This is a genomic window from Parvimonas sp. M20 (genome assembly GCF_035282425.1).
Taxonomy (GTDB): domain Bacteria; phylum Bacillota; class Clostridia; order Tissierellales; family Peptoniphilaceae; genus Parvimonas.
This window is the reverse complement of record NZ_JAYKBQ010000002.1, coordinates 187475-208320: the sequence shown is the minus strand read 5'-3', so window position 1 is coordinate 208320 and position 20846 is coordinate 187475. Positions and strand designations below refer to the sequence as shown.

The window sequence follows — 20846 nt, the reverse complement described above, 5'->3', positions numbered from 1 at the left end:
TTTATTTTTAATTTTATATCATATTTTGACATACAAAAACCCCCAAATCCTTTGTCCGGATTTAGGGGTTCACATCATTCTGAACTGTCATTTTTAACTTAATCTTAAATTTTAATTCTAGTAAAATATTGGTCTTCATTTTCGGTAAATATGTAAGCTCCACAGTTTAGCTGAGTTTTTAAAGAGTATGCATTATCCTTATTTACACTCATATAAATTTCATCCTCTTCTATTTCATCTTTTATAAGCTCGATTACTAATTTAAGGCCTCTTGTTGCATAGCCTCTTTTTCTATATTTTTTTATAATTCCATAACCGATATGCCCTGCTCCCTTTCTTAAAGAGTCATTAAGTTTTTTTCGCACTTTAAAAAGACCCACAATTTCATCATCGTCCCATAGGAAATAATAATTTTGAGGAACTCTATTAGGTTTTAAATCTATTCCCTTAGATTGTTTTTCACAAGTTGGAATTATCCCATTTACAAATTCTTCAAATGAAACATTATAAAATTTATTCTCAAATCCATTCTCATCTTTAGGAATCGAAGTTATTGCAATATATTCTTTCTTTGCATCTTCAATATTCATCTCTTTTAAAAATAGCATATAATCACCTTAAATTTCTATAAATTTCTGAGCATAATCGTCTTTTATATTTAACTCATCTATTTTATTTTTTATTTCTTCATATTCAAAATACAATCCAATTAAACTGTCAAGTTTACTTTTAACTACCATATTTATTTTTTCAATTCTTCCATTATCAATTTCAACAGTGTAATCTCTTTCCTCATCTAAGATAAAAGTACATTTAGGAGATTGTCCATATATCCAGTCTTTTGTAGCATATTTTTCAGATTTTATTTTATCTATTTTGAAAATATCCTCTTTTGTTAATTCATATATTTCAAAATTTTCTTGAGTTTTTAAAATTTCATTTTTTAATTTTTCTAAAAAATCTGAAATTTCGTAATCTAGCTTTGAAATTTCTTTTAAATTTGCAACACTACTCTTAACAGATTTTGCAGATTTTGAAATAATTTTTTTGTTTTCTACATTCAATGCATTTCTTAAATTATTTAAATTACTGTCAAATAAAATGCAACCATGATGTAGAACTCTTTTCTTTCTCATAAATTGAGAATGTCCACAAATTTTCTTTTCCTCAACTCTAAAGTCATTTCTTGGAGAAATATTAGCATTTATTTTCAAATTCAAAAGAGCTTTATACATCGGTTTTAAAAATTCCTTAAAATCCAATGCAGTATCTCCTGTTGTATTTGTTATGTAAGTATAATTTAGATTTCCAAAATCATGAACAACTGTCCCTCCACCAGAAAGTCTTCTAGCAATCTTAATATTATTATCAAAACAGTATTTCATATTTAATTCTTCAATTAAATTTTGATGTTTTCCAATTACTACAGATGGTTCATTTATCCAAAGCATAAAAACTTCATCTTCCTTAAATTTTTCAAAAATATATTCTTCCATAGCCAAATTAAAATATACATCTGTAATTTTATTTTTAATAAAAATCATAATTTCTCCTCAATTCCAAAAGTATTAGAACTATTTTATCATATTCATTAAAAAAAGGATAGAATTCTATCCTTTTTTAAACAAATTTTATTATTTTTACTTTTTAGGTAAATGTACACTAACTCCTTCTACATCAGCAATTGCTTCATAAATTGCTTCTGAGAAAGTTGGATGTCCAAATACCATTTTAATTGCTTCTTCAACAATAACTTCTGATTGCATTAAAATTGAAACTTCATTAATCAACTCGGATGCTCTAGGTCCAACAATATGAGCTCCTAAAATTTCGCCATATCTTGCATCAGAAATAATCTTAACCATTCCTGATGAATCCCCGTGAGCTAAAGCCCTTCCGTTTGCACCATAGTTAAATTTACCAACTTTTACATCATAAGATTTCTTTGCTTCTTCTTCAGTTATCCCTACACTTCCTATTTCAGGATATGTGTAAATTGCTCTTGGAATAACATTGTTATTGTATTTGTCTGATTTGCCTTCAATTATTTCTGAAGCAGCAATATCTCCCATTTTAAATGCAGCATGTGCAAGAAGTTTTTTACCATTAACATCTCCTGGAACATAAACATTCTTTAAACTTGATTGCATTTTATCATTTGCAACAACATTTCCATTTGAAACTTCAAGTTTTACATCTTTTAATGCAGTTAAATCAGCTTCTCTAGTTGTAAGTAAAATTACTTTTGCACTAGCAACTTCTTCTGAACCTGCTAATACTTTTTCTCCAGAAATTTCAGTAATTTCTTTACCAAAGATAAATTTAATTCCTGATTTTTCTAAAGACTTTATTAAAATTGAAGAAACTTCTGAATCTATAACTTCAATCGCTGAATCTTTTCTTTCAACAACAGTTACTTTACTTCCGAAAGAACTGAATATTTGAGCCATTTCAACTCCAATATAATCTGCTCCGATTATTACTAAAGATTCTGGTGCTTCTTTTAAATCCAAAGCTTCATCAGTATCTATAACATTTGAATTTTCTGAACCTTTAATATTTTTAACACATTTAGAACCACCAGCAAAAATTATAGAACCACATACAAGTTCTTTTCCACTTTCTAAAGTAACATTTCCGTTTGAATTAATATAAGCTGTTTCTTTAAACATTTCTACTGAATTGCTCTTTAATAAGAATTCAACACCAGCAGTAAGTTTCTTAACTATAGAATTTTTGAATTTTAATGCTTTTGCAACATCAACAGTAACATTATCATTTTCTAAAATGATTCCTCTCTTACTAGACGCTTTAATTCTTTCTATATCTTCAACATTTTGTAAATATGTTTTTGTAGGAATACAACCTCTATTTAGGCAAGTACCACCGAATTTATTATTTTCAGCTATTGCAACCTTTGCTCCCTTTTGAGCAGCTTTTATAGCTGAATAATAACCTGCAGGACCTCCACCGATTACAACAACATCATATTCACCATCTTTTAATTCTTTTTTAGTTTCAGCTTTAACTTCAACTACTTTTTCTTCTACTTGTGGTTTAACTTCTTCCTTAATTTCTTCTTTAATAGGTGCTGAAGCAGTTTCAGGTATAACATCTCCTTCATCTCCAATATATGCAATAGTTGTTATTACTGGAACAATTTCTCCATCATGTTTTAATATTTTAAGCAAAGTTCCTGAAGTCTCAGCTTCAATTTCCATATTAACCTTATCAGTCATAATTTCTAAAATTATTTCTCCGGCTTCAACTTTGTCTCCCTCTTTTTTAAGCCATTTTACAATTTGGCCTTCTTCCATTTCACTACCAGCTTTTGGCATTATTACTTCTGTTAACATAATTTTCTCCTCACACTAAACTAAAATTGAAATAGGATTTTCTAAATAATTTTTCAAAGTATTTAAAAACTTCGCTGCTTCCATTCCATCAACAACCCTATGATCAACAGTAATTGATAATTTCATAATAGGTCTTACAGTTATTTCTCCATTAAGAACAACCGGCTTATCAACAGTTGCACTTACACCTAAAATAGCGCTATTAGGTTGATTTATAATAGGAGCAAAAGAATCAATTCCAAACATTCCTAAGTTACTAATAGTAAATGTACTATCTTCTAATTCTTCTGACTCTAATTTCATTTCGACAGCTTTTTTAGTTAAGTCCTTTAATGAAATCATAAGTTCTCTTAAATTCATTTTCTCAGCATTTTTAACAACCGGAGTTAAAAGTCCACTTTCAAGACCCACAGCCATAGCAAGATTTACATATTTATGAAGTAAAATTTTAGTTCCATCTGCTGATAAACTACAATTTACATATGGATGTTTCATTAAACTCTTAACAGTTGCTAAAGAAATTATATCCGTAATAGTAAGTTTATATCCTGTCTCATCAATTAATTGTTGCATAATATTAGCTCTTAAATTTTTAACTTCTGTCATATCAACTTCAATATTTGCTACAAAAACTGGTGCTGTAAAATAACTTTCGCTCATTCTCTTTGCAACAGTTCTTCTCATCATTGACATTGGAACTTCTTCAACTTCACCATATGATTTTTTAAGTTCTTGAGTTTCAACTTGTTGTTCTTCAACTACTTTTTCTGTAGAAATTACATCTTTGTTTGCTAAGAACTCTAAAATATCATCCTTTAAAATTTTTCCATTAACACCTGTTCCAGTTATTTTAGTTAAATCAATACCTTCAACCTCAGCAATTTTCTTTGCAAGAGATGAAACTTTAATAATTCCAAAATTTTTAAAATTAAGAACATCTTCTTTTTGAATTCTTCCTTTAGGTCCTGTTCCTTTCAGCAATGATAAGTCGATATTATTTTGCTTAGATAAAAATCTTACAACCGGTGTTGCTCTAAATTTTATATCAGACATAATTTCCTCCTATCTATTAACTGCTTTTCTAATTGTATTTTTTATATCTTCAACACTTGGTACGATTACTGCTTCTAAATTTTTAGCAGAAGGTATATTTGTATCAGCTCCCGCTACTCTATAAATTGGTGCATCTAAATAATCAAAAGCATCACTTTCAGCAATTCTAGCTGAAATTTCTCCACCAAATCCACCTGTTTTGAATGAATCATGGCAAAGAACAAGTCTTCCTGTTTTCTTAATAGATTCAACTATTAATTCTTCGTCTAAAGGTACTAATGTTATTGGGTCAACAACTTCTACACTAATTCCTTCAGCTTTTAATTCTTCAGCAGCTTGTAAAGCTCTTTCCAACATTCTTCCCCAAGAAACTAAAGTTACATCTTTGCCTTCAACTTTAACTTCTCCTTTTCCGATTTCAACGATTTCTCCAACCTTTACTTCGCCTTTTCTTCCAAAAAGAGCTTTAGATTCTATAAAAATCACAGGGTTATTATCTCTTATTGATGCCTTTAGAATTCCATAAGCATCGTTAACTGTTCCAGGAGCAACAACTTTTAATCCTGGAATATGACAAAACCAAGCTTCAAGAGCTTTGCAGTGTTGAGCAGCGGCTCCAGTGCCTGATCCAGACGCACAACGATAAACAACTGGAACACTTACTTCTCCACCTAACATATATCTCATTGGAGCAGCTTCATTTACTATAGCATCCATTGCTATTGTAACAAAATCCATAAAAGTTAAATCAACTATAGGTCTCATTCCAACAGACGCTGCACCTGCGGCAGCTCCTGCTATAGCAGCTTCACTTATAGGACAATCTCTAACTCTTTCTTCTCCAAATTCTTCAAGCATTCCGACAGTAGTTCCGAAATCTCCTCCGAAAATACCAACATCTTCTCCCATTAAAAATACATTTTCATCTCTACGCATTTCTTCGGACATTGCTTCTTTTATTGCTTCACGCAAAGTCATAATCTTTATTTCACTAGCCATAATCTTCTCCTATTAATTAATATTAAGCATAATTGTCTGTACAAGCATCTTTTTCATCAGCTAAAGGTGATTCCTTAGCAAAAGTTATTGCATCAGCGATTACTTTCTTTACACTTTCTTCCATTTCATCAAGTTCACTTTCAGTCGCAATTTTATTTTCAACCAAGTATTTTTTAAATGCAACATTAGGATCTTTTTCTTTCCATTCGTCAACTTCTTTTTTATCTCTATATTTTCCTGCATCTGAAGCAGAGTGACCAAACCATCTATAGCTTTTTGCTTCAACCAAAACAGATCCATTACCTTCCCTAGCGTAATCAAGTGCTTCACTCATAGCATCATAAACATCTAAAACATTATTTCCATCTTCAACATAAATTGACTTTACTTTATATGCATCTGCTCTGTCTACTACTCTTTCAACTGTCATTGATCTTTGTTGAGACATTGAAATACCATAATTATTATTTATTACATAAAATATTAAAGGTAATTTCCAAATTGATGCCATATTTAAACATTCATGAAAACTTCCTTCATTTGTAGCACTTTCTCCCATACAACAAACAACAATATTCCCTGTTTTTTTCATTTTTTGAGCAAGAGCAGCACCTGTACTTAAACCATGGCCACCGCCAACAATACCATTACATCCCATATTGTTTACTTCCAAATTGTAAAGGTGCATACTACCTCCACGACCTTTGCATTGGCCGGTAGATTTTCCTAAAATTTCTGCCATCATTTTATTTATATCAATACCTTTTGCAATTGTTTGACCATGTCCTCTATGATTTGAATACATTAAATCTTCTTTTCTCATTGGATAAATAGCACCCACATTCGCAGCTTCTTCCCCAACAGAATAATGTGTCATTCCATGAATAAAACCTCTTGAATATAATTTACTAAGTTCCATATCAAAATGTCTTATAAGTAACATTTTGTCATACATTTCCAAAAGTTCTTTTTTTGTTAATTTTTTTGAACTACTCACAATAAACCTCCAAAATCAAATATCAAAATTATTATTTTGTACTATGTATTTACCTCAAATTAATAAAAAATATCAAAACTTATTTAATTTTTTAACAATAAAATTTGATAAACATAATAATTGTGATTTAAATCACTATAACTTTTGATTGTTTTATTACTTTTTTGTAATTATTTTAATTTTTATATAATTATGATAAAATATATCTGTTAGAAAAATTTTTAAGGAGAATATTATGAAAAAATTTTCAAAAATATTTTTAATATTAATGGCATTTCTTCTAGTATCATGTTCAAACAATAAAAAAGAAAAACAAAATGATAATTCTAAATCTTCAAATACAGAAATAGTGACGGCGATTAAGAAACAAGAATATAATTTGGATCCAAAACTATCAAATAATTTAAATAATGACTCAGTAGTATCTCAGCTTTTTGAAGGTCTTACCGAATATTCATCACATGGAAAAATCGCTTTAAATCAGGCTGAAAGTATAGAAAAAAGTGGAGATTTTAAAAAATGGACAATTAAACTTAGAGATAATTTAAAATGGTCTGACGGATCAAATATTACAGTTGAAGATTATGTACAATCTTGGATTAGTATTCTAAACAAAGAGAATAATAATCCTAATGCTTTTAAACTATTTTTTATTAAAGATGCAAAAAATTTATATGATGGAAAAATATCATCTAATGACTTTAAAGGAATTAGGATTACAGATAAAAATACCATAGAAGTCAATATGGAATATCCTGTTAAAAACTTTGATGAAATTCTTTCTAATGTATTTATGTTTCCGACTAAAAAAAATAGCAAGATTGACAAAGAAAATCTTATTACTAATAGTGCCTTTAGATTAAAAAGCTATAATGATGAAGAAATAATTTTAGAACAAAATGAAAATTATTGGGATAATGTAAATACAAAGATTAAAAAAGTAACTTTGAAATTAGTTGAAAATGATATATTGGCCTATCAACTTTTCGACTTAAAACAAATTGACTTTTTCGGTCTTCCATTTTATGAAATCCCTTATGAAAGACGCCTTGATTCCAGCAAAAAGCCGGAACTGCTAAACTTTAAAACTAATATTTTTGAATTTTTAAAATTAGATAAAGATAGTAAAATCTTAAAAAATGATACTTTGAAGAAAAACTTGGAAGCTCTAATAGATTCTAAATTTTTAGCAGAATTTATTTTGTACAATAATTCAGTACCTATTAAGCAAAAAGAAAATTTAGTTTCAGATCAAATTGCCAAATTAAAAAATGAAGTTGACAAAATACTAAAATCTTCAAATTTACAAAATGAAATTCTCACTTTAAAACATAATGGAACAAAGCTATCAGAAAGAATTTTAGCTTCATTATCCAAGGAATGGATTGACAAATACAGAATAAAAGTAAGTATTACAAATAATGGAGATGCATCTATAACACATGCAACCTTCAATATGGGAACAACTGATGAAATGGATATTAAATACTATATAAATCACTATTTACAAAATGATGACTTTTCAAAAATGTACACTTCAATTGAAGATATCAAAAAGGATAATCTCATTTTCCCATTATATAAACGTTCATTTTCAGTACTTGTTCACAACAATATACAAGGGCTATATGTAAGTCCAAATGGGCTATTGTTAATAAAAAATTTATTAAAACAATAATTGGAATTTATATTTTATGATATAATATATCTGATTTAAAAATTATAATATAGGGGTTTAGGTTATGAAAAAAATTTTATTAATTTCAACAGGTGGAACAATAGCGTCAATTCCGACTAACGAGGGATTGACACCAAAAATCAATTCAAAAAAATTACTTGAATATTTAAATTTTACAAAACTGGATTTTGAAATAGATACAGTAAATCTATTAAATGTAGACTCAACAGATATGCAACCTGAACATTGGTTGAAAATAAAAGATGAAATAAAAAATAATTATGAAAAATATGATGGCTTTGTAGTAACTCATGGAACTGATACTATGGCATATACAGCTTCAGCTCTATCATATTTGATACAAAATAGTCAAAAACCTATTGTTTTAACTGGTTCTCAAAAGTCAATAGATATGCATATAACAGATGCAAAAAACAATTTATTAAATAGTCTTTTATATGCCTCAAAAAGCAGTTCAAAAGGTGTAAGTATAGTGTTTGATGGAAAAGTAATTGCAGGAACTAGAGCCAGAAAAGAAAGAACTAAAAGTTTTGATGCCTTTGCATCTGTAAATTTCCCATTTTTAGCAATTATGCAAGATGAAAAAATTTATAGATATATAAACAATGACGAAAATGATAAACAAGTTAAGTTTTATGACTCTCTAAATACTAATGTATTTGTATTAAAACTAATTCCTTCAATGACTGCTAAAATACTACCTGAAATTTTCAAAAATTACGATGCAATAATAATTGAAAGCTTTGGTGTTGGTGGAATTCCAAAAACAATAGAAACAGAACTAAAAAAATTAATTTCAGAATACAGTAATCAAAAAACTATAATAATGACAACTCAAGTACCTCAAGAGGGCTCTGACGTTGGAGTATATGAAGTTGGAAAGAGAATAAGCTCAATCTCTTACCTAGAATCTCATAATATGACTACTGAAGCAACTGTTACAAAAATAATGTGGATTTTAGGAAATTTTAGTAATGATTTTGAAACAGTAAAAAAATTATTCTATACAAAAATAAATAACGATATGATATTTAGTGAAAATTAAAAATCTTTATTGTATTACACAAAAAACTCAGGCCATCAAACAGCCTGAGTCTTTTTTTAATAAATTTTATAGGTGAGTTGTGTATTAAATTAACTTATTTCTAGTTCTTAATTAAAATATTCCTAAACCTGCAACAAATATAATTATTAATGCTATTGGCAATAAATAAGCTATTGGTTTGAAGAATTCAGGAACTCTTATTCTCTTTGCCCCGGCATTAACTTCTTCTCTAAAGTTATCAAACTTCCAAACAATTAATACATAAAGTATTAATGCTATTGCTCCAAGTGGCATCATTATATTACCTGATAGATAATCTGCAAAGTCGAATAAATTCTTTCCTATAATTTTAACGCCCTTCATTACATTCAATCCGAATATTGTGAAAAGTCCAACTATAAAAATTGATGTTAAAGCACAAACAGCTCCCTTAGCTCTTGATAATTTCAGCATATCTGAAAATGAAGAACTAATTGGTTCCAAATATCCTAAAGCACTTGATAATGCTGCAAAGAACATTAATAAGAAAAACATAAATCCAAATACTTGTCCAAATGGCATATTCATAAATACATTTGACATTGTAACAAATAGTAAGTTAGAACCTGAATCTGGTTTTAAACCTAATGCAAAAACTGCAGGGAATGTAGCAAAACCAGCTATTAGTGCTGCTAATGTATCAAAACCAACTACCATTAATCCATCTTCAGGAATATTAGAATCTTTCTTTAAATATGAACCATAAACGAAAGCTCCACCACTTGCTATACCTACTGAGAAGAAACATTGTCCAAGTGCAGTAAGGAATGTTTGAGGAGTTACTTTTGAGAAGTCAACATTCAAATACCATTTTATACCTTCTCCAGCTCCTGGTAATGTTACGGATCTTATAACTACTATAAGTAACATAATAAATAATGCCGGCATCATAAACTTACAAGCTTTTTCAAGTCCTGAATTTAAGTTTTTAGCTGCAATTACACCAATTATAACAGTACAAACAAAAGTCCATAATAATAGTTGAGTAGGACTAGCCATTAATTCGTTAAAATTAGCAGTAAATTGTTCTGCTGTAAAACCTTTCATAGCTCCTGTAAGCATTTTAACAATATAAGCCATTATCCAACCCATAATGTTTATGTAGTAAGTTAAAATAAAGAATGCACTTAAAACTCCAAGCCATCCAAAACTTACCCATGGACTTCCTTTTTTTGTTAACTTTCTCATGCCAACTATTGGACTTGACATTGCTTTTCTACCCAATGTAACTTCCATATAGAATAAAGGAATACCTATAACTATACAGATTGCTAAATAAATTAATACGAATGCTCCACCACCATTTGTTCCAACTAGGTAAGGGAATCTCCAAACGTTTCCAAGTCCTATTGAAAATCCAGCGGCAGCCATAATGTAACCAAACCTACTATTCCAATTACTTCTGTTTTCTTCCATAAATTTATCCTCCTATAAATATTAGAGTAACACTCCACTTACAGAACAATCTGTAAGTGGAATGTATTTTATTACAAATTTTTCTTTAGAAAAATTTTGCTTCATTTATAGTTGTTGCTAAAGAGTCAACTGCTCTTTCAACTAAATCTCTTCTAACTGCATATTCTTTATCTTTTTCTAAACTTGCATCCCCTACCGGATAAGGAATTGCAACTGTAGGTACGATTCTGTTAGCTCCTACTGATTTTGAAATTGTAACAATTGTAGCCATATGAACAATTGGTATACCATATCTTTCGATTTCTTTTACTATCGTTGCCCCGCAACGTGTACAAGTACCTCAAGTAGAAGTTAGTATAACACCGTCAACTCCGGCTTCTTTTAATTCTTTACCAATTTCAACACCAAATTTTATAGAATTTCCAACTGCTGTACCTGTTCCAGTAGTAGTATAGAAATATTTGTAAACTCCTCCAATTTTCCCTTCTTTTTCCATTTCCTTAAGAATATCTACAGGAGCTACTCTATCAGGAAGTTCATTAGCATAAACAGGATCGTAACCACCATGGATTGTACAATAATCTTTTCCTAATCCATCTAATGCAGAAATATCATATTTACCCCATTTTTGAGCTGATGCAGATTGGATTTTATCAGGGTTTCCTAATGGAACAATACCACCAGTTGTAACAACTGCAATAACAGCTTTTGATAAGTCTGCAATGGCTTTTGCAGGTTCTACTTTGTCAAATACTGGCATTGGAAGTTCTGTTTCAAATTCTTCTCCTCTTAATCTCTTCATCAACATATCAGTTGCTCTTACAGCACCAATTTTTTCAGATAAAACAGTTAGTCTCTTACCTTGAGCAAAATATCCATCTACTAAAGGTTTAACAACTTCACCATTTAATAATTTTAAAGTTAATTTTCCCATTACTGGAAGTGCTTTACCCATTGAACTAGCAACATTTCCTGTTGGCACTACATAAGCGATTGACTTACAAGCGTCAAGTCCTGGGTTTTCTTCATACATTCCTGTAACAACTGGAATATTATAGTTTTCAGTTACAAATTTTGCAACTCCAGCACAAGCCATACCATATCTTCCGGCATTAAATGCAGGTCCTGCTACAACAATGTCAGGATTAACTTTATCCATTACTTCTTTTATAAATTTTAAAGATTCGTCTAAATTTTCATTAAAGAAGTTATCCCCACAAATAATTGTTCCAACAACTTTTGCTTCTTGTCCTAAACTTCTTTCAAAACCCATTGCAGGTCCAACTGCTTTTTCATCAAAAGTTGGAGCTACATGAGCCATTTCTTCTCCACCAATTTGTCCAAAAAATTGGTTGATATAATATAATACTTTTTTACTCAAAACTCTCACCCCTCTTAGTATAATTCAACAGTTGCATTATGATAACCTATTTCGGAAGTAGCTCCTATAACGGCATTCAATTCACATTCAAGAGTTCCAGTTTCAGGATTGTAAGCTCCATCCCAACCACCTGCTAAATTAGCAATAGCTTCTGAATCTCCTAATACTTTATCAGCTTTTTCTAAATGAACAACATGGCTTACATTACCTGTTGAAACAACAGCAACTGATTCTTTTGATGTATCTGTTAATGGTTGACTCATTCCATCCCAACCTGAACATTCATCTGTTACAAGAACAGTTTTGATACCTTGTTTTTCAAGTCTTGTACAAATCATTACTAAGTCTGAGTCTGGGTTTCCGTAACCTTCTTCACTTACTATTACACCATCAGCTCCTAATAGTTTACAAAGTTTAGCAGTATAATCACAACATCTGAATTTTCCTGCTAAAGTTGTAAGTTCTGGAGTTAATACAACACCAACGAAGTTAATATCTTTTCCATGTCTGTTGTATAAATCTAAGATACAAGCATTATTTTGATGTTGGTAAGTAGTAATCTTATCACATGCAGCAACACAGTTTCCACTTATTACAGCTCCATCTAATTCTTCATTTGGATGAATTAATGTAGGTAAAGTTTGTCTTGTACATGTTCCATAAATATATCCGTCATGAAGTAATCCTTGTGAAATTAACATTTCAACATAAACTACTTTTGGTAAATTAGGATATTTTTTAGTTTCTTCATCATTATCGCCTATGCCATATTCAACAGTTTCATCAATCTTAGCATTTCTTCCTGCTTCACCGATTAATTCGCTTGCTTTAAGTCCAACAAGTCTAACAACTTCTTCATGTTCATGTGGATGTAATCCATCAACAACTTTAATATCTACTACGATATTATATGTTTTAGAAAATGGAGTCCATTTTGCTCCTTCTCCCCACATATCAATAACACCTTCTTGGAAACCTACAATGTCTCCAATTGTAACAACTGCTGCTCCATAAAGTACATTAACAACACCTTCTCCTAATTGAGCAACATCAGTTGTAACTCCTGCAAATCCTTTAGCACCTTCAATTTTTACTCTAGGTTCAATAACATCCTTTACAGGTATAATTCTTGCCTTTTCACCAGGTTTTGCAAAGTCAATATCAATATCTTTTACTCCTGGTTCTTTCTTTAATTCATTAACAATTTCTTCTTTGTTAATAAATAAAGTATGATTTTCTACTTTAGTTTCTTCACCAAATGCCAAATCCTTAATGAAGATTCTGTTCATTTTAAGCTTCAAAATACCACCTCCAATTATTTTTCTAGTTTACTTAGCATCCTATATTCTTCTAATGCACTTTCAACTAGTGTTAAATCGACAATTTCATAATCTTTAACATTTTTGAAATCAACATTTCTATTCTTCATTGTTAAATTATATTTGTCAATTGCTTCTTCAATGATTAAAATGCTATTTTCATCAAAACCGTTACCGTCTTCAATAACTATACTTCTAATTGAAGAAAAAACCATTCTGATACTAGCTGGCAAAGGATGACTTACTAAGGAACATCCTTTATGTATTAAATCTCTTGTAGCAATTAAGACATCAATATAACTTCCATCAACAAATTCAACACAATCAAATTTTTCTTTTACTAAAGAATTATTTGATACAATTTTCAAACTCAAATAAATCACTTCCTCTGTTAATTGTATTATAATATATTATTTTTTGTATTTCAAAAGTATTTTATAAGTTTTTTATAAGTTGAAAATGTTAAATATATAATTTTCATACAATAAATATTGATTTTTAGCTATAATTTCGAATATAAAAAAATTTTATGAAAATATATTTTTTCATGAATAAAAATTGCAAAAATGTAATAATTAGTAAAATTTTTCCATTGATAAATTTATTATCTATTTTTTAACAATTAAATTTATTTACAACTACAAACACAACTTCAGCTTCTAATATTTTGTCCCATTTGGAGCTATAAAAATATTCTTACTTTGTAATAAAAAAAGCGATTAGCTAATCTAATCACTTCAAATTTTTATAATAATGCTGATTTTATCTTTTCTACAAAATCCTCAATATGCTCCTTTGCATATTTTTCAGCCATTTCTTCATCTTTATTTTCAAATGCTTCTACAATTTTCTTAAATGTCCTTGTAAAAATCTCCATATCACTGAAATATATATCACAATAATGCCATAATCTTTCCGTTTGGCAATGCAAACTGGATAATATATCTATAAGCCAAGGATTAGCACAAGATTTTGTAACAATTTTGTGAAATTCTTCGTCAAGCAAAATTGCTTCTTGATAATCTTTTGTTGTATCATAAGTTTCTAAGGTTGAAACTATTTCTCTAAGTCTCTTTTTATCTTCATCCGTTAATTTTGAAACTGCAAGTTTTGTAGCAAGTGGATCTAAAACTTTTGTAACTTCAAATAATGATTTTATATTTAAAAAGTTCAAAGTTGCCACCTGAACTCCATATCTTGGAACAATATCGACCAACTTTATAGACTCTAATTGTTGAAATACAGTTCTAATTGGAGTCCTACTAACCCCAAACTCTTCGGATAATTCAATTTCATTTAAAATTTTTCCAGGTTCATATTGTAATGTTACAATTCTTTCTTTTAAGGTATTAAAAATATCTTCCTTTGTTCTCCCTCTTTTATTCATAAAACATCTCCTACATTAACTCAATCATATGTCTTATTATATCCATTGATTCAGTTCCTAAAACACAAATTTCATACATTTTATTTCTTTTTAAATCAATAATCTGACAATTTGTTTCTTCACAATTCATATCATTTTGTTCTTGTGTCGAAACATAGCCATATTCGTCATCTAAATTTTCAAAACCTAAAAAGAATTTATTTTCGTTAATTGTATCAAAAATCAAAATTTTAAACTCATCTGAACTTTTTTCAGATAAGTATTTCTCATCAAAATCAAAACCATTTGGACTTCCATATTCACTTAAAAATATAGCATTATCAGTTGTTAAATAGCCTTTAATTTTACCATTATATTCAAACCAACTTGGTATTCTTAATGAAAAGTCCAAATCTTTTAAAAATTTATCATAAAAATGATATCCAACCTCATATCTAACTTTTCTATATGCAAAATTTGATGTTGAAAATTTATTAACCCCTAAGTATTTATATATTTCTCTAGAATATTTTTGTGGTAAGTGTATTATTACATTATTTTCGATTAAATTTTCAAACATAAACATAACCATAGATAATCTTTCATCAAAATCGTCAACCAATGTCAAATCTTTTAAATTATTCCAAATATGATAAAGCAGATAATTTTCATCAGAATAAGGATCTACTACTTTTTCATTAAATAAGAATACTCTTTTTCTAATAGCTTCAATATCATTTTTATACAAATCCTCAAAATCAGAAATAGAAACTACTCCCATATAAGTACAAATGTAGTCCTCTGTAGTTATGGGATAAACTTTTTTATTATCCATAAATATTGACTTAATTCTTATATTATCTTTGTTAGTTAAAATAAGTCTTGCTCTATCATCAAACCATTGATTAAACAGTTCTTTAAGCTTTTCTAAATTATTATCCGTATAGAAGCCTGTGTCGTCTTTAATTTCAAATTCACAACCTAAAAAAGAAAATAGTTCATTTATAAAATCTAGAACTAAAACATGAAAACCAAGCCCATAATAACAAGTTTCCGTTTTCATTTCTATTTTTTCATCAATTTTAAAATTTAAAGCAAGATAAGGAATAATTTCAAAATTTAGTATCATCGAACCATCAATTTCTTCAAGAGAAAATCCATAATTTTCATTTTCTGCAAATTTATCGATTTTTTCTAAAAATTCATCTATATCGCATTGAAATTTAACACTTATTCCAAAATTTTTCATAATACACCTCTATCTAAAAATCAAATCATGCTATTTTATTTTATCACAGATTGCAAACAATATCAAACTGTTATTAGAACTATTTTTTGTGGTATAATTAAAATGATTGATACATTATTAAGGAGAGAGTACTATGAAACAAAAATTTTTAGATTTTATGAAAGATAGATATGGCGGAGATATTCTAAATAATATAATAATCTACCTTTCACTTGGATTTGGAATTGTAAATTTATTTAAGAAAAGTGATGTTTTAGCAATAACCTCTTTTATTTTGTTTTCAATTGCATTGTTTAGAATGTTTTCAAAAAATAAAAGAAAAAGAGCCATGGAGCAAATAAAATTTTTCAATTTAATTTCTCCAATATACTCCAGACTTTTAAAATTTTCATCTAGAGATAGGAAAAATTACAAATATTTTAAATGTAAAAATTGTGGCCAAGAACTTAAAATTCCAAAAGGAAAAGGAAAAATAAAAGTTATTTGCCCACATTGTAAACATGAAGAAATTAAAAAGAGTTAGGATTTTGATGTGTACCCATAAATCCTAACTTTTTTTGCTTAAACTTATTTATTTGTGGCTCCTTTGCTTTGCAACATTTTTTCCATTTTTTCTGTATAATGTACACTTCCATCAGAAAGAATCCAATATGCCTCTGCTCCTTCTACTTTTTCTAAAAGTTTTTTGCCTTCTTCAACATCCATTAAAAACAAACTTGTTGATAGAAAATCTGCAAGTCCAGAATCATTACACAAAACTGTTACACTCTTAATTTTATCTTTAGGATAGCCAGTTTTTGGGTCAATAATATGATTATATGCTTTATCTCCTACAAAATAAAATCTTTGATAATCTCCACTTGTAACCGCACAAGTTTCACTTGAAAAAATAACTTCTTTAATATCAACTTTATCAGAATCAAACTTAGGGTCTTGAATTCCAATTCCCCATTTATTTTTATCTTTTTCTAAAGGACTTCCAATAGCTTTTACATTTCCTCCTGCTGAAATTATTGCGCTTTTTAAACCCATTGATTTCAATTTATTCATAACTTTTTCTACTGAATAACCTTTTGCAATAGCTCCAACATCAAGTTTCATATCTTTATCTTTTAGAAAAACCGTACTATTTTTCTTATCAATTACAATATTGTCAATATTAGTATGCTTTAACCCCTCTTTTATTTTATTATCATCTGGAAGTTTTCCCTTAAGATCAACAGCAGCATCCTTTTCTGCTTTCCAAAGAGAAGTTACACTTCCTATACCAATATTATTTTTATTAGATAATTTTTTATAATTTTCAATTGAAAATTCTAAAAGCTCTATAATTTCTTTGTCAACCTTAACAGGTTCTTTTCCAGCATTGTCATTAATAGTTTTTATATTATTCTCACTAGCATTTTCAAAAGAATTGTAAAGATTATGGTATCTTTTCATATCTTCTTCTAATACTTTATAATATTTATTAAATTCTTCTTCATTTGCACAATAAGCACTGAAAGCTACATCTGTATCAAAAACACCAAAAAATGATTTTGAAAACTTCTTAAAGCTTGCACTTTCATTATTTTTAACATCTTTTTTAGATTCTACGTTTTCAGTTTTTTTTGAACAAGCTCCAAAAACTAAGCAACATAACAATAAACTTATAATTCTTCTATTAAATTTCTTCATTTTTCCCCAACTTCAACTAAATTTTTTTCTGTCTTAAATACCAAATAGGATATATACTCGAAAATCCGTCATAAATATCGTTAATTTTTGTTATCTTTTCATTTATTATCTCATCTTCAAAATCATTACTTTCAACAAAAATATCATATAAATTTTCAATTATAGTATATACTCCTAAAAGTTTAAAAAATGTCCTCGGAACATTATTTTTAAAATATCCATCAACAATTCCTGTCAATAAATTTGCATTATTATCATAATATAGATTCAAATTTCTAAACTCAAAATAAGAATCTGATCTTAAAATTTTATACTCCTCTATAATTTGAAATTTCCCGTCTTTTGAAATTTTTATATCATCAAGTCCATTAATTCCAATTATAGTAGTACAAGTTCTATCATTTAAACAATATCTATTTCTTTCTAAAAAATCAAAAAGAACATAATCTAAGTTTCCTCTAAATTTTCCAAGTCCATACTTATGTAAGAATTTATTTATCCTATAATTGTAATGCTTATTCCATCTACCACAATCGCATCCTTGAAAACTTTTATGATATTCAAAAATAAATTTTCCAATTTTAAAGCCTACATTATATGCTTCTTCATCAGTTAAATTATTTTTTTCATCAATAACAAAAGGAATAATTCTATAACAGAACTTATCATTTAAAATTCCAATATCTTCATAAGAAATATTAGAAAATTCTTCTGATAAATTATTTAGACAATCAAAAATTTTACTTATCTTAGAAAACTTACCAGAAGGAAATAAATTTAAAATAAACTTTTCACTTTTATTTTCCAAAATATATTCTTTTTCACTTATTTTATTTACTTTTAATTTTCTATTTTTTATAAATTCTATGTTTTTTACTAATTCAAGCATATTTTTCCTCTATGTACTAAACCCCGACAGATTTTAAAAGTGCCTCATTAACTTTTTTCATAAAGAACTCATCTGTAAATCCAACTTTCTCTCTAAGTCTTTTTTTATCTATAGTTCTTATTTGCTCCAACAATACAACAGAATTTTTAGGAAGCCCAAATTCTGCTGAAACTTCAACATGAGTTGGAAGTTTGACTTTATTCATCTGAGAAGTTATAGCTGCAATAATGACAGTTGGACTGTATTTATTTCCAACATCATTTTGAACAACTAGGACCGGTCTTACCCCCCCTTGTTCAGAACCTACAACGGGACTTAAATCAGCATAAAAAATATCTCCTCTTTTTACCTTCATATATTTTTTCTTTTAGTAAAAACTAAAAGCACTCCCTCTTAAATAATCTTATTTATTTATTATATATTTTTAAGAGAAATAAATCAAGACTTGATAATTATTATTGAAAAATTTTTGTAAAAAAGTGCATCATAATGCAAATTAAAAATAATAGAATCCCCATAGAAATCCATTATAATTTTATCCTTTAAAAAACCAAATAGCTTTAAAATTTGAACTTTATCACTCAGAAATAAACCCTTTTTGATAATAATCAATAAATTTAAATAATGTATTAACATGCATAGGATACCAAGATTCTAAATTTTCATTAATAGAACTATATATGTCATCAACATTCATCCATCTAACATTTCTTGTTTCGTTAAAATTTGGTCTTATTTTACCTTCAGCTTTACACAAAAAAGTTTGAAGAATAATAGAATAACCTCCTGATAAATTCTGAGTACAGCAAAATGGAATATAGCTATTGACAGTATATTCACCCATTTCTCTGATATCTATATTATTTTCACCAATAATTTCTATAATTGTTAATCCTGTTTCCTCTTCTACTTCTCTTTTTAACGCTTTAAAAATATCTTCATATTCTCTAATCTTTCCTGCTGGCAATTCTAATAAACCTTTTTCAAAAATTTCATTTTCCTTATACCTTTCTTGGACTAAAATATTTAATTTATTATCTTTAATCCTGTAAATTAATGCCCCTACAGCAGGAATAGCAAATACTTCTTTCAACAAATTTTCTCCTTATGTAAATTTATTTACATCATTATACAAATTAATAAAAAATATAACATTTTTATAAGTAATGTCAATCAGTCTTATTATTTTCGTTCAAAAAACTTCCTATTAAATAATCTTATTTGTTTATTATATATTTTTAGAGAAAATAAATCAACACTTAATAATAAGTATTAAAAACTTTTATAAAAAAAAGTGGACAAAAATCCACCTTTAATTCTCAAATTATTATATAAGTAATTTGTTACTTTAATTCTACAGTAGCTCCTACTTCTTCTAATTTAGCTTTCATTTGTTCAGCTTCTTCTTTAGCTACTCCTTCTTTAATAGCTTTTGGAGCGTTGTCAACTATTTCTTTAGCTTCTTTTAATCCTAATCCACTTAAATCTTTAACAGCTTTAACAACTTTCATTTTTTCTGCTCCAACTGATGCTAAAATTACATCAAATTCAGATTTTTCTTCTGCTGCTCCAGCTGATTCTCCACCAGCTACTGCTCCACCTACTACTACAGGTGCTGCTGCAGAAACTCCAAATTTTTCTTCTGCTGCTTTAACTAATTCATTTAATTCAAGAACTGATAATTTTTCAATTGCTTCTAATATTTGTTCGAAATCCATAATATACCTCCTAAAATTTTATGCAACCATTAAGCTGCTTCTTCTTTCTTTTTTCTTACTGCTTCTAACATATAAACTAAATTTGATACTGGAGCCTTTAAGCTTCCTAGTAACTTTGCAACAAGTACTTCTCTTGAAGGAATACTTGCAACAGCTTTAACGCCGTTAGTATCTAAAATTTTTCCTTCTAATATACCTGCTTTAATAACTAATTTTTCATTTGATTTTGCAAATTCATTAGTTATTCTTGCTGCTGCTGTTAAATCTTCTCCTGAAAACGCAACAGCGCTTGGTCCTTCTAGATATTGATTGAAATCTTCATATCCTAATTCCTTGAAGGCTAATTTCATCATAGTATTCTTATATACTTTATATTGAACACCAGCTTGTCTGTACTTATTTCTTAAGTCAGTTACTTGTTCAACAGTTAAGCCTCTGTAATCAACTAAAACTAAAGAACCTGAATTTTCAATTTTTTCTCTAATTTCTGATATAACAGCTTGTTTTTGTTCTAAAACAAAATCTTTCATCTTTTCACCTCCACGAAAGGCTACATATTAAAAAATCTCTACCAAGAGTAGAGATAAAATACATAATAAAGTATTTCCACCTATGTAGGATTTTTAAACTAATGTCCCTACGG

21 protein-coding genes and 1 other annotated feature (1 of these 22 cut by a window edge) are annotated in these 20846 nt (G+C 28.4%); of the genes, 3 read left to right on the top strand and 18 right to left on the bottom strand.

Going from position 1 to position 20846, the window contains the following annotated elements; genetic code table 11:
- Positions 1-104: 104 nt before the first annotated feature.
- From VJI93_RS02080 to VJI93_RS02055, 6 genes are all read right to left on the bottom strand, one after another.
- Positions 105-608, bottom strand: coding sequence for a GNAT family N-acetyltransferase (locus VJI93_RS02080; RefSeq protein ID WP_323998663.1), 504 nt, complete (start codon positions 606-608; stop codon positions 105-107).
- Positions 609-617: 9 nt separating this feature from the next.
- A complete protein-coding gene (locus tag VJI93_RS02075) occupies positions 618-1544 on the bottom strand; it encodes a lipoate--protein ligase family protein (protein ID WP_323998666.1) in 927 nt (308 codons plus the stop codon).
- 96 nt (positions 1545-1640) lie between these two features.
- Positions 1641-3356 (bottom strand): dihydrolipoyl dehydrogenase, encoded by a 1716-nt coding sequence (gene lpdA, locus VJI93_RS02070; protein ID WP_323998668.1) that lies wholly within the window; start codon positions 3354-3356, stop codon positions 1641-1643.
- A 15-nt stretch (positions 3357-3371) separates the two neighbouring features.
- The gene (locus VJI93_RS02065) at positions 3372-4409 is read right to left on the bottom strand and encodes a dihydrolipoamide acetyltransferase (protein WP_323998670.1); all 1038 of its coding nucleotides are present in this window, start codon (positions 4407-4409) and stop codon (positions 3372-3374) included.
- A 9-nt stretch (positions 4410-4418) separates the two neighbouring features.
- Positions 4419-5408: an alpha-ketoacid dehydrogenase subunit beta gene (locus VJI93_RS02060; protein ID WP_323998671.1), complete on the bottom strand. Its 990-nt coding sequence runs from the start codon at positions 5406-5408 to the stop codon at positions 4419-4421.
- A gap of 22 nt (positions 5409-5430) precedes the next feature.
- A complete protein-coding gene (locus VJI93_RS02055) occupies positions 5431-6405 on the bottom strand; it encodes a thiamine pyrophosphate-dependent dehydrogenase E1 component subunit alpha (protein WP_323998673.1) in 975 nt (324 codons plus the stop codon).
- Between the two features lie 235 nt (positions 6406-6640).
- On the opposite strand from VJI93_RS02055, the gene VJI93_RS02050 reads away from it, so the two are divergent.
- Both VJI93_RS02050 and VJI93_RS02045 read left to right on the top strand, forming a co-directional pair.
- Positions 6641-8083: an ABC transporter substrate-binding protein gene (locus tag VJI93_RS02050; protein WP_323998674.1), complete on the top strand. Its 1443-nt coding sequence runs from the start codon at positions 6641-6643 to the stop codon at positions 8081-8083.
- A gap of 64 nt (positions 8084-8147) precedes the next feature.
- Entirely contained in the window at positions 8148-9149 is a 1002-nt protein-coding gene (locus tag VJI93_RS02045; protein ID WP_323998675.1) for an asparaginase, read from the top strand.
- Between the two features lie 111 nt (positions 9150-9260).
- On the opposite strand, the gene VJI93_RS02040 is transcribed toward VJI93_RS02045, so the two are convergent.
- The 6 genes from VJI93_RS02040 to VJI93_RS02015 form a co-directional block, all read right to left on the bottom strand.
- On the bottom strand, positions 9261-10604 hold the full coding sequence (locus tag VJI93_RS02040) for a sodium-dependent transporter (protein ID WP_323998676.1): 1344 nt from the start codon (positions 10602-10604) through the stop codon (positions 9261-9263).
- 85 nt (positions 10605-10689) lie between these two features.
- Entirely contained in the window at positions 10690-11985 is a 1296-nt protein-coding gene (locus VJI93_RS02035) for a glycine/betaine/sarcosine/D-proline family reductase selenoprotein B (RefSeq protein ID WP_323998677.1), read from the bottom strand.
- Between the two features lie 14 nt (positions 11986-11999).
- Positions 12000-13286, bottom strand: coding sequence for a glycine/sarcosine/betaine reductase component B subunit (locus tag VJI93_RS02030; protein ID WP_323998679.1), 1287 nt, complete (start codon positions 13284-13286; stop codon positions 12000-12002).
- A 14-nt stretch (positions 13287-13300) separates the two neighbouring features.
- On the bottom strand, positions 13301-13672 hold the full coding sequence (locus VJI93_RS02025; RefSeq protein ID WP_324009202.1) for a GrdX family protein: 372 nt from the start codon (positions 13670-13672) through the stop codon (positions 13301-13303).
- Positions 13673-14049: 377 nt separating this feature from the next.
- The gene (locus VJI93_RS02020) at positions 14050-14691 is read right to left on the bottom strand and encodes a GntR family transcriptional regulator (RefSeq protein ID WP_323998682.1); all 642 of its coding nucleotides are present in this window, start codon (positions 14689-14691) and stop codon (positions 14050-14052) included.
- A gap of 10 nt (positions 14692-14701) precedes the next feature.
- On the bottom strand, positions 14702-15919 hold the full coding sequence (locus tag VJI93_RS02015; protein WP_323998683.1) for a hypothetical protein: 1218 nt from the start codon (positions 15917-15919) through the stop codon (positions 14702-14704).
- Positions 15920-16052: 133 nt separating this feature from the next.
- On the opposite strand from VJI93_RS02015, the gene VJI93_RS02010 reads away from it, so the two are divergent.
- The gene (locus VJI93_RS02010) at positions 16053-16442 is read left to right on the top strand and encodes a hypothetical protein (protein ID WP_323998684.1); all 390 of its coding nucleotides are present in this window, start codon (positions 16053-16055) and stop codon (positions 16440-16442) included.
- A 44-nt stretch (positions 16443-16486) separates the two neighbouring features.
- On the opposite strand, the gene VJI93_RS02005 is transcribed toward VJI93_RS02010, so the two are convergent.
- The 6 genes from VJI93_RS02005 to rplJ all read right to left on the bottom strand — a co-directional run bounded on the left by VJI93_RS02005 (position 16487) and on the right by rplJ (position 20733).
- Positions 16487-17596 (bottom strand): FAD:protein FMN transferase, encoded by a 1110-nt coding sequence (locus VJI93_RS02005; protein WP_323998685.1) that lies wholly within the window; start codon positions 17594-17596, stop codon positions 16487-16489.
- 16 nt (positions 17597-17612) lie between these two features.
- Complete coding sequence (locus VJI93_RS02000) at positions 17613-18485, bottom strand: hypothetical protein (protein ID WP_323998687.1); 873 nt, start codon at positions 18483-18485, stop codon at positions 17613-17615.
- Positions 18486-18501: 16 nt separating this feature from the next.
- Positions 18502-18840 carry a type II toxin-antitoxin system PemK/MazF family toxin gene (locus tag VJI93_RS01995; RefSeq protein WP_009372758.1) on the bottom strand — a complete coding sequence of 113 codons (339 nt, stop codon included), beginning with the start codon at positions 18838-18840 and terminating at the stop codon, positions 18502-18504.
- A gap of 222 nt (positions 18841-19062) precedes the next feature.
- Positions 19063-19578 (bottom strand): NUDIX hydrolase, encoded by a 516-nt coding sequence (locus VJI93_RS01990; protein ID WP_323998688.1) that lies wholly within the window; start codon positions 19576-19578, stop codon positions 19063-19065.
- A 250-nt stretch (positions 19579-19828) separates the two neighbouring features.
- On the bottom strand, positions 19829-20203 hold the full coding sequence (rplL, locus tag VJI93_RS01985) for a 50S ribosomal protein L7/L12 (RefSeq protein WP_323998689.1): 375 nt from the start codon (positions 20201-20203) through the stop codon (positions 19829-19831).
- A 29-nt stretch (positions 20204-20232) separates the two neighbouring features.
- On the bottom strand, positions 20233-20733 hold the full coding sequence (gene rplJ / locus VJI93_RS01980) for a 50S ribosomal protein L10 (protein WP_323998690.1): 501 nt from the start codon (positions 20731-20733) through the stop codon (positions 20233-20235).
- Between the two features lie 20 nt (positions 20734-20753).
- Positions 20754-20846 (bottom strand) — a sequence feature (ribosomal protein L10 leader region) (it continues 25 nt past the right edge of the window).

Excerpts from the sequence above, each read along its gene's own strand:
- VJI93_RS02080 (WP_323998663.1), bottom strand. The coding sequence starts at position 608 with ATGCTATTTTTAAAAGAGATGAATATTGAAGATGCAAAGAAAGAATAT.
- VJI93_RS02075 (WP_323998666.1), bottom strand. The coding sequence starts at position 1,544 with ATGATTTTTATTAAAAATAAAATTACAGATGTATATTTTAATTTGGCT.
- lpdA (WP_323998668.1), bottom strand. The coding sequence starts at position 3,356 with ATGTTAACAGAAGTAATAATGCCAAAAGCTGGTAGTGAAATGGAAGAA.
- VJI93_RS02065 (WP_323998670.1), bottom strand. The coding sequence starts at position 4,409 with ATGTCTGATATAAAATTTAGAGCAACACCGGTTGTAAGATTTTTATCT.
- VJI93_RS02060 (WP_323998671.1), bottom strand. The coding sequence starts at position 5,408 with ATGGCTAGTGAAATAAAGATTATGACTTTGCGTGAAGCAATAAAAGAA.
- VJI93_RS02050 (WP_323998674.1), top strand. The coding sequence starts at position 6,641 with ATGAAAAAATTTTCAAAAATATTTTTAATATTAATGGCATTTCTTCTA.
- VJI93_RS02045 (WP_323998675.1), top strand. The coding sequence starts at position 8,148 with ATGAAAAAAATTTTATTAATTTCAACAGGTGGAACAATAGCGTCAATT.
- VJI93_RS02040 (WP_323998676.1), bottom strand. The coding sequence starts at position 10,604 with ATGGAAGAAAACAGAAGTAATTGGAATAGTAGGTTTGGTTACATTATG.
- VJI93_RS02020 (WP_323998682.1), bottom strand. The coding sequence starts at position 14,691 with ATGAATAAAAGAGGGAGAACAAAGGAAGATATTTTTAATACCTTAAAA.
- VJI93_RS02015 (WP_323998683.1), bottom strand. The coding sequence starts at position 15,919 with ATGAAAAATTTTGGAATAAGTGTTAAATTTCAATGCGATATAGATGAA.
- VJI93_RS02010 (WP_323998684.1), top strand. The coding sequence starts at position 16,053 with ATGAAACAAAAATTTTTAGATTTTATGAAAGATAGATATGGCGGAGAT.
- VJI93_RS02005 (WP_323998685.1), bottom strand. The coding sequence starts at position 17,596 with ATGAAGAAATTTAATAGAAGAATTATAAGTTTATTGTTATGTTGCTTA.
- VJI93_RS02000 (WP_323998687.1), bottom strand. The coding sequence starts at position 18,485 with ATGCTTGAATTAGTAAAAAACATAGAATTTATAAAAAATAGAAAATTA.
- VJI93_RS01995 (WP_009372758.1), bottom strand. The coding sequence starts at position 18,840 with ATGAAGGTAAAAAGAGGAGATATTTTTTATGCTGATTTAAGTCCCGTT.
- rplL (WP_323998689.1), bottom strand. The coding sequence starts at position 20,203 with ATGGATTTCGAACAAATATTAGAAGCAATTGAAAAATTATCAGTTCTT.
- rplJ (WP_323998690.1), bottom strand. The coding sequence starts at position 20,733 with ATGAAAGATTTTGTTTTAGAACAAAAACAAGCTGTTATATCAGAAATT.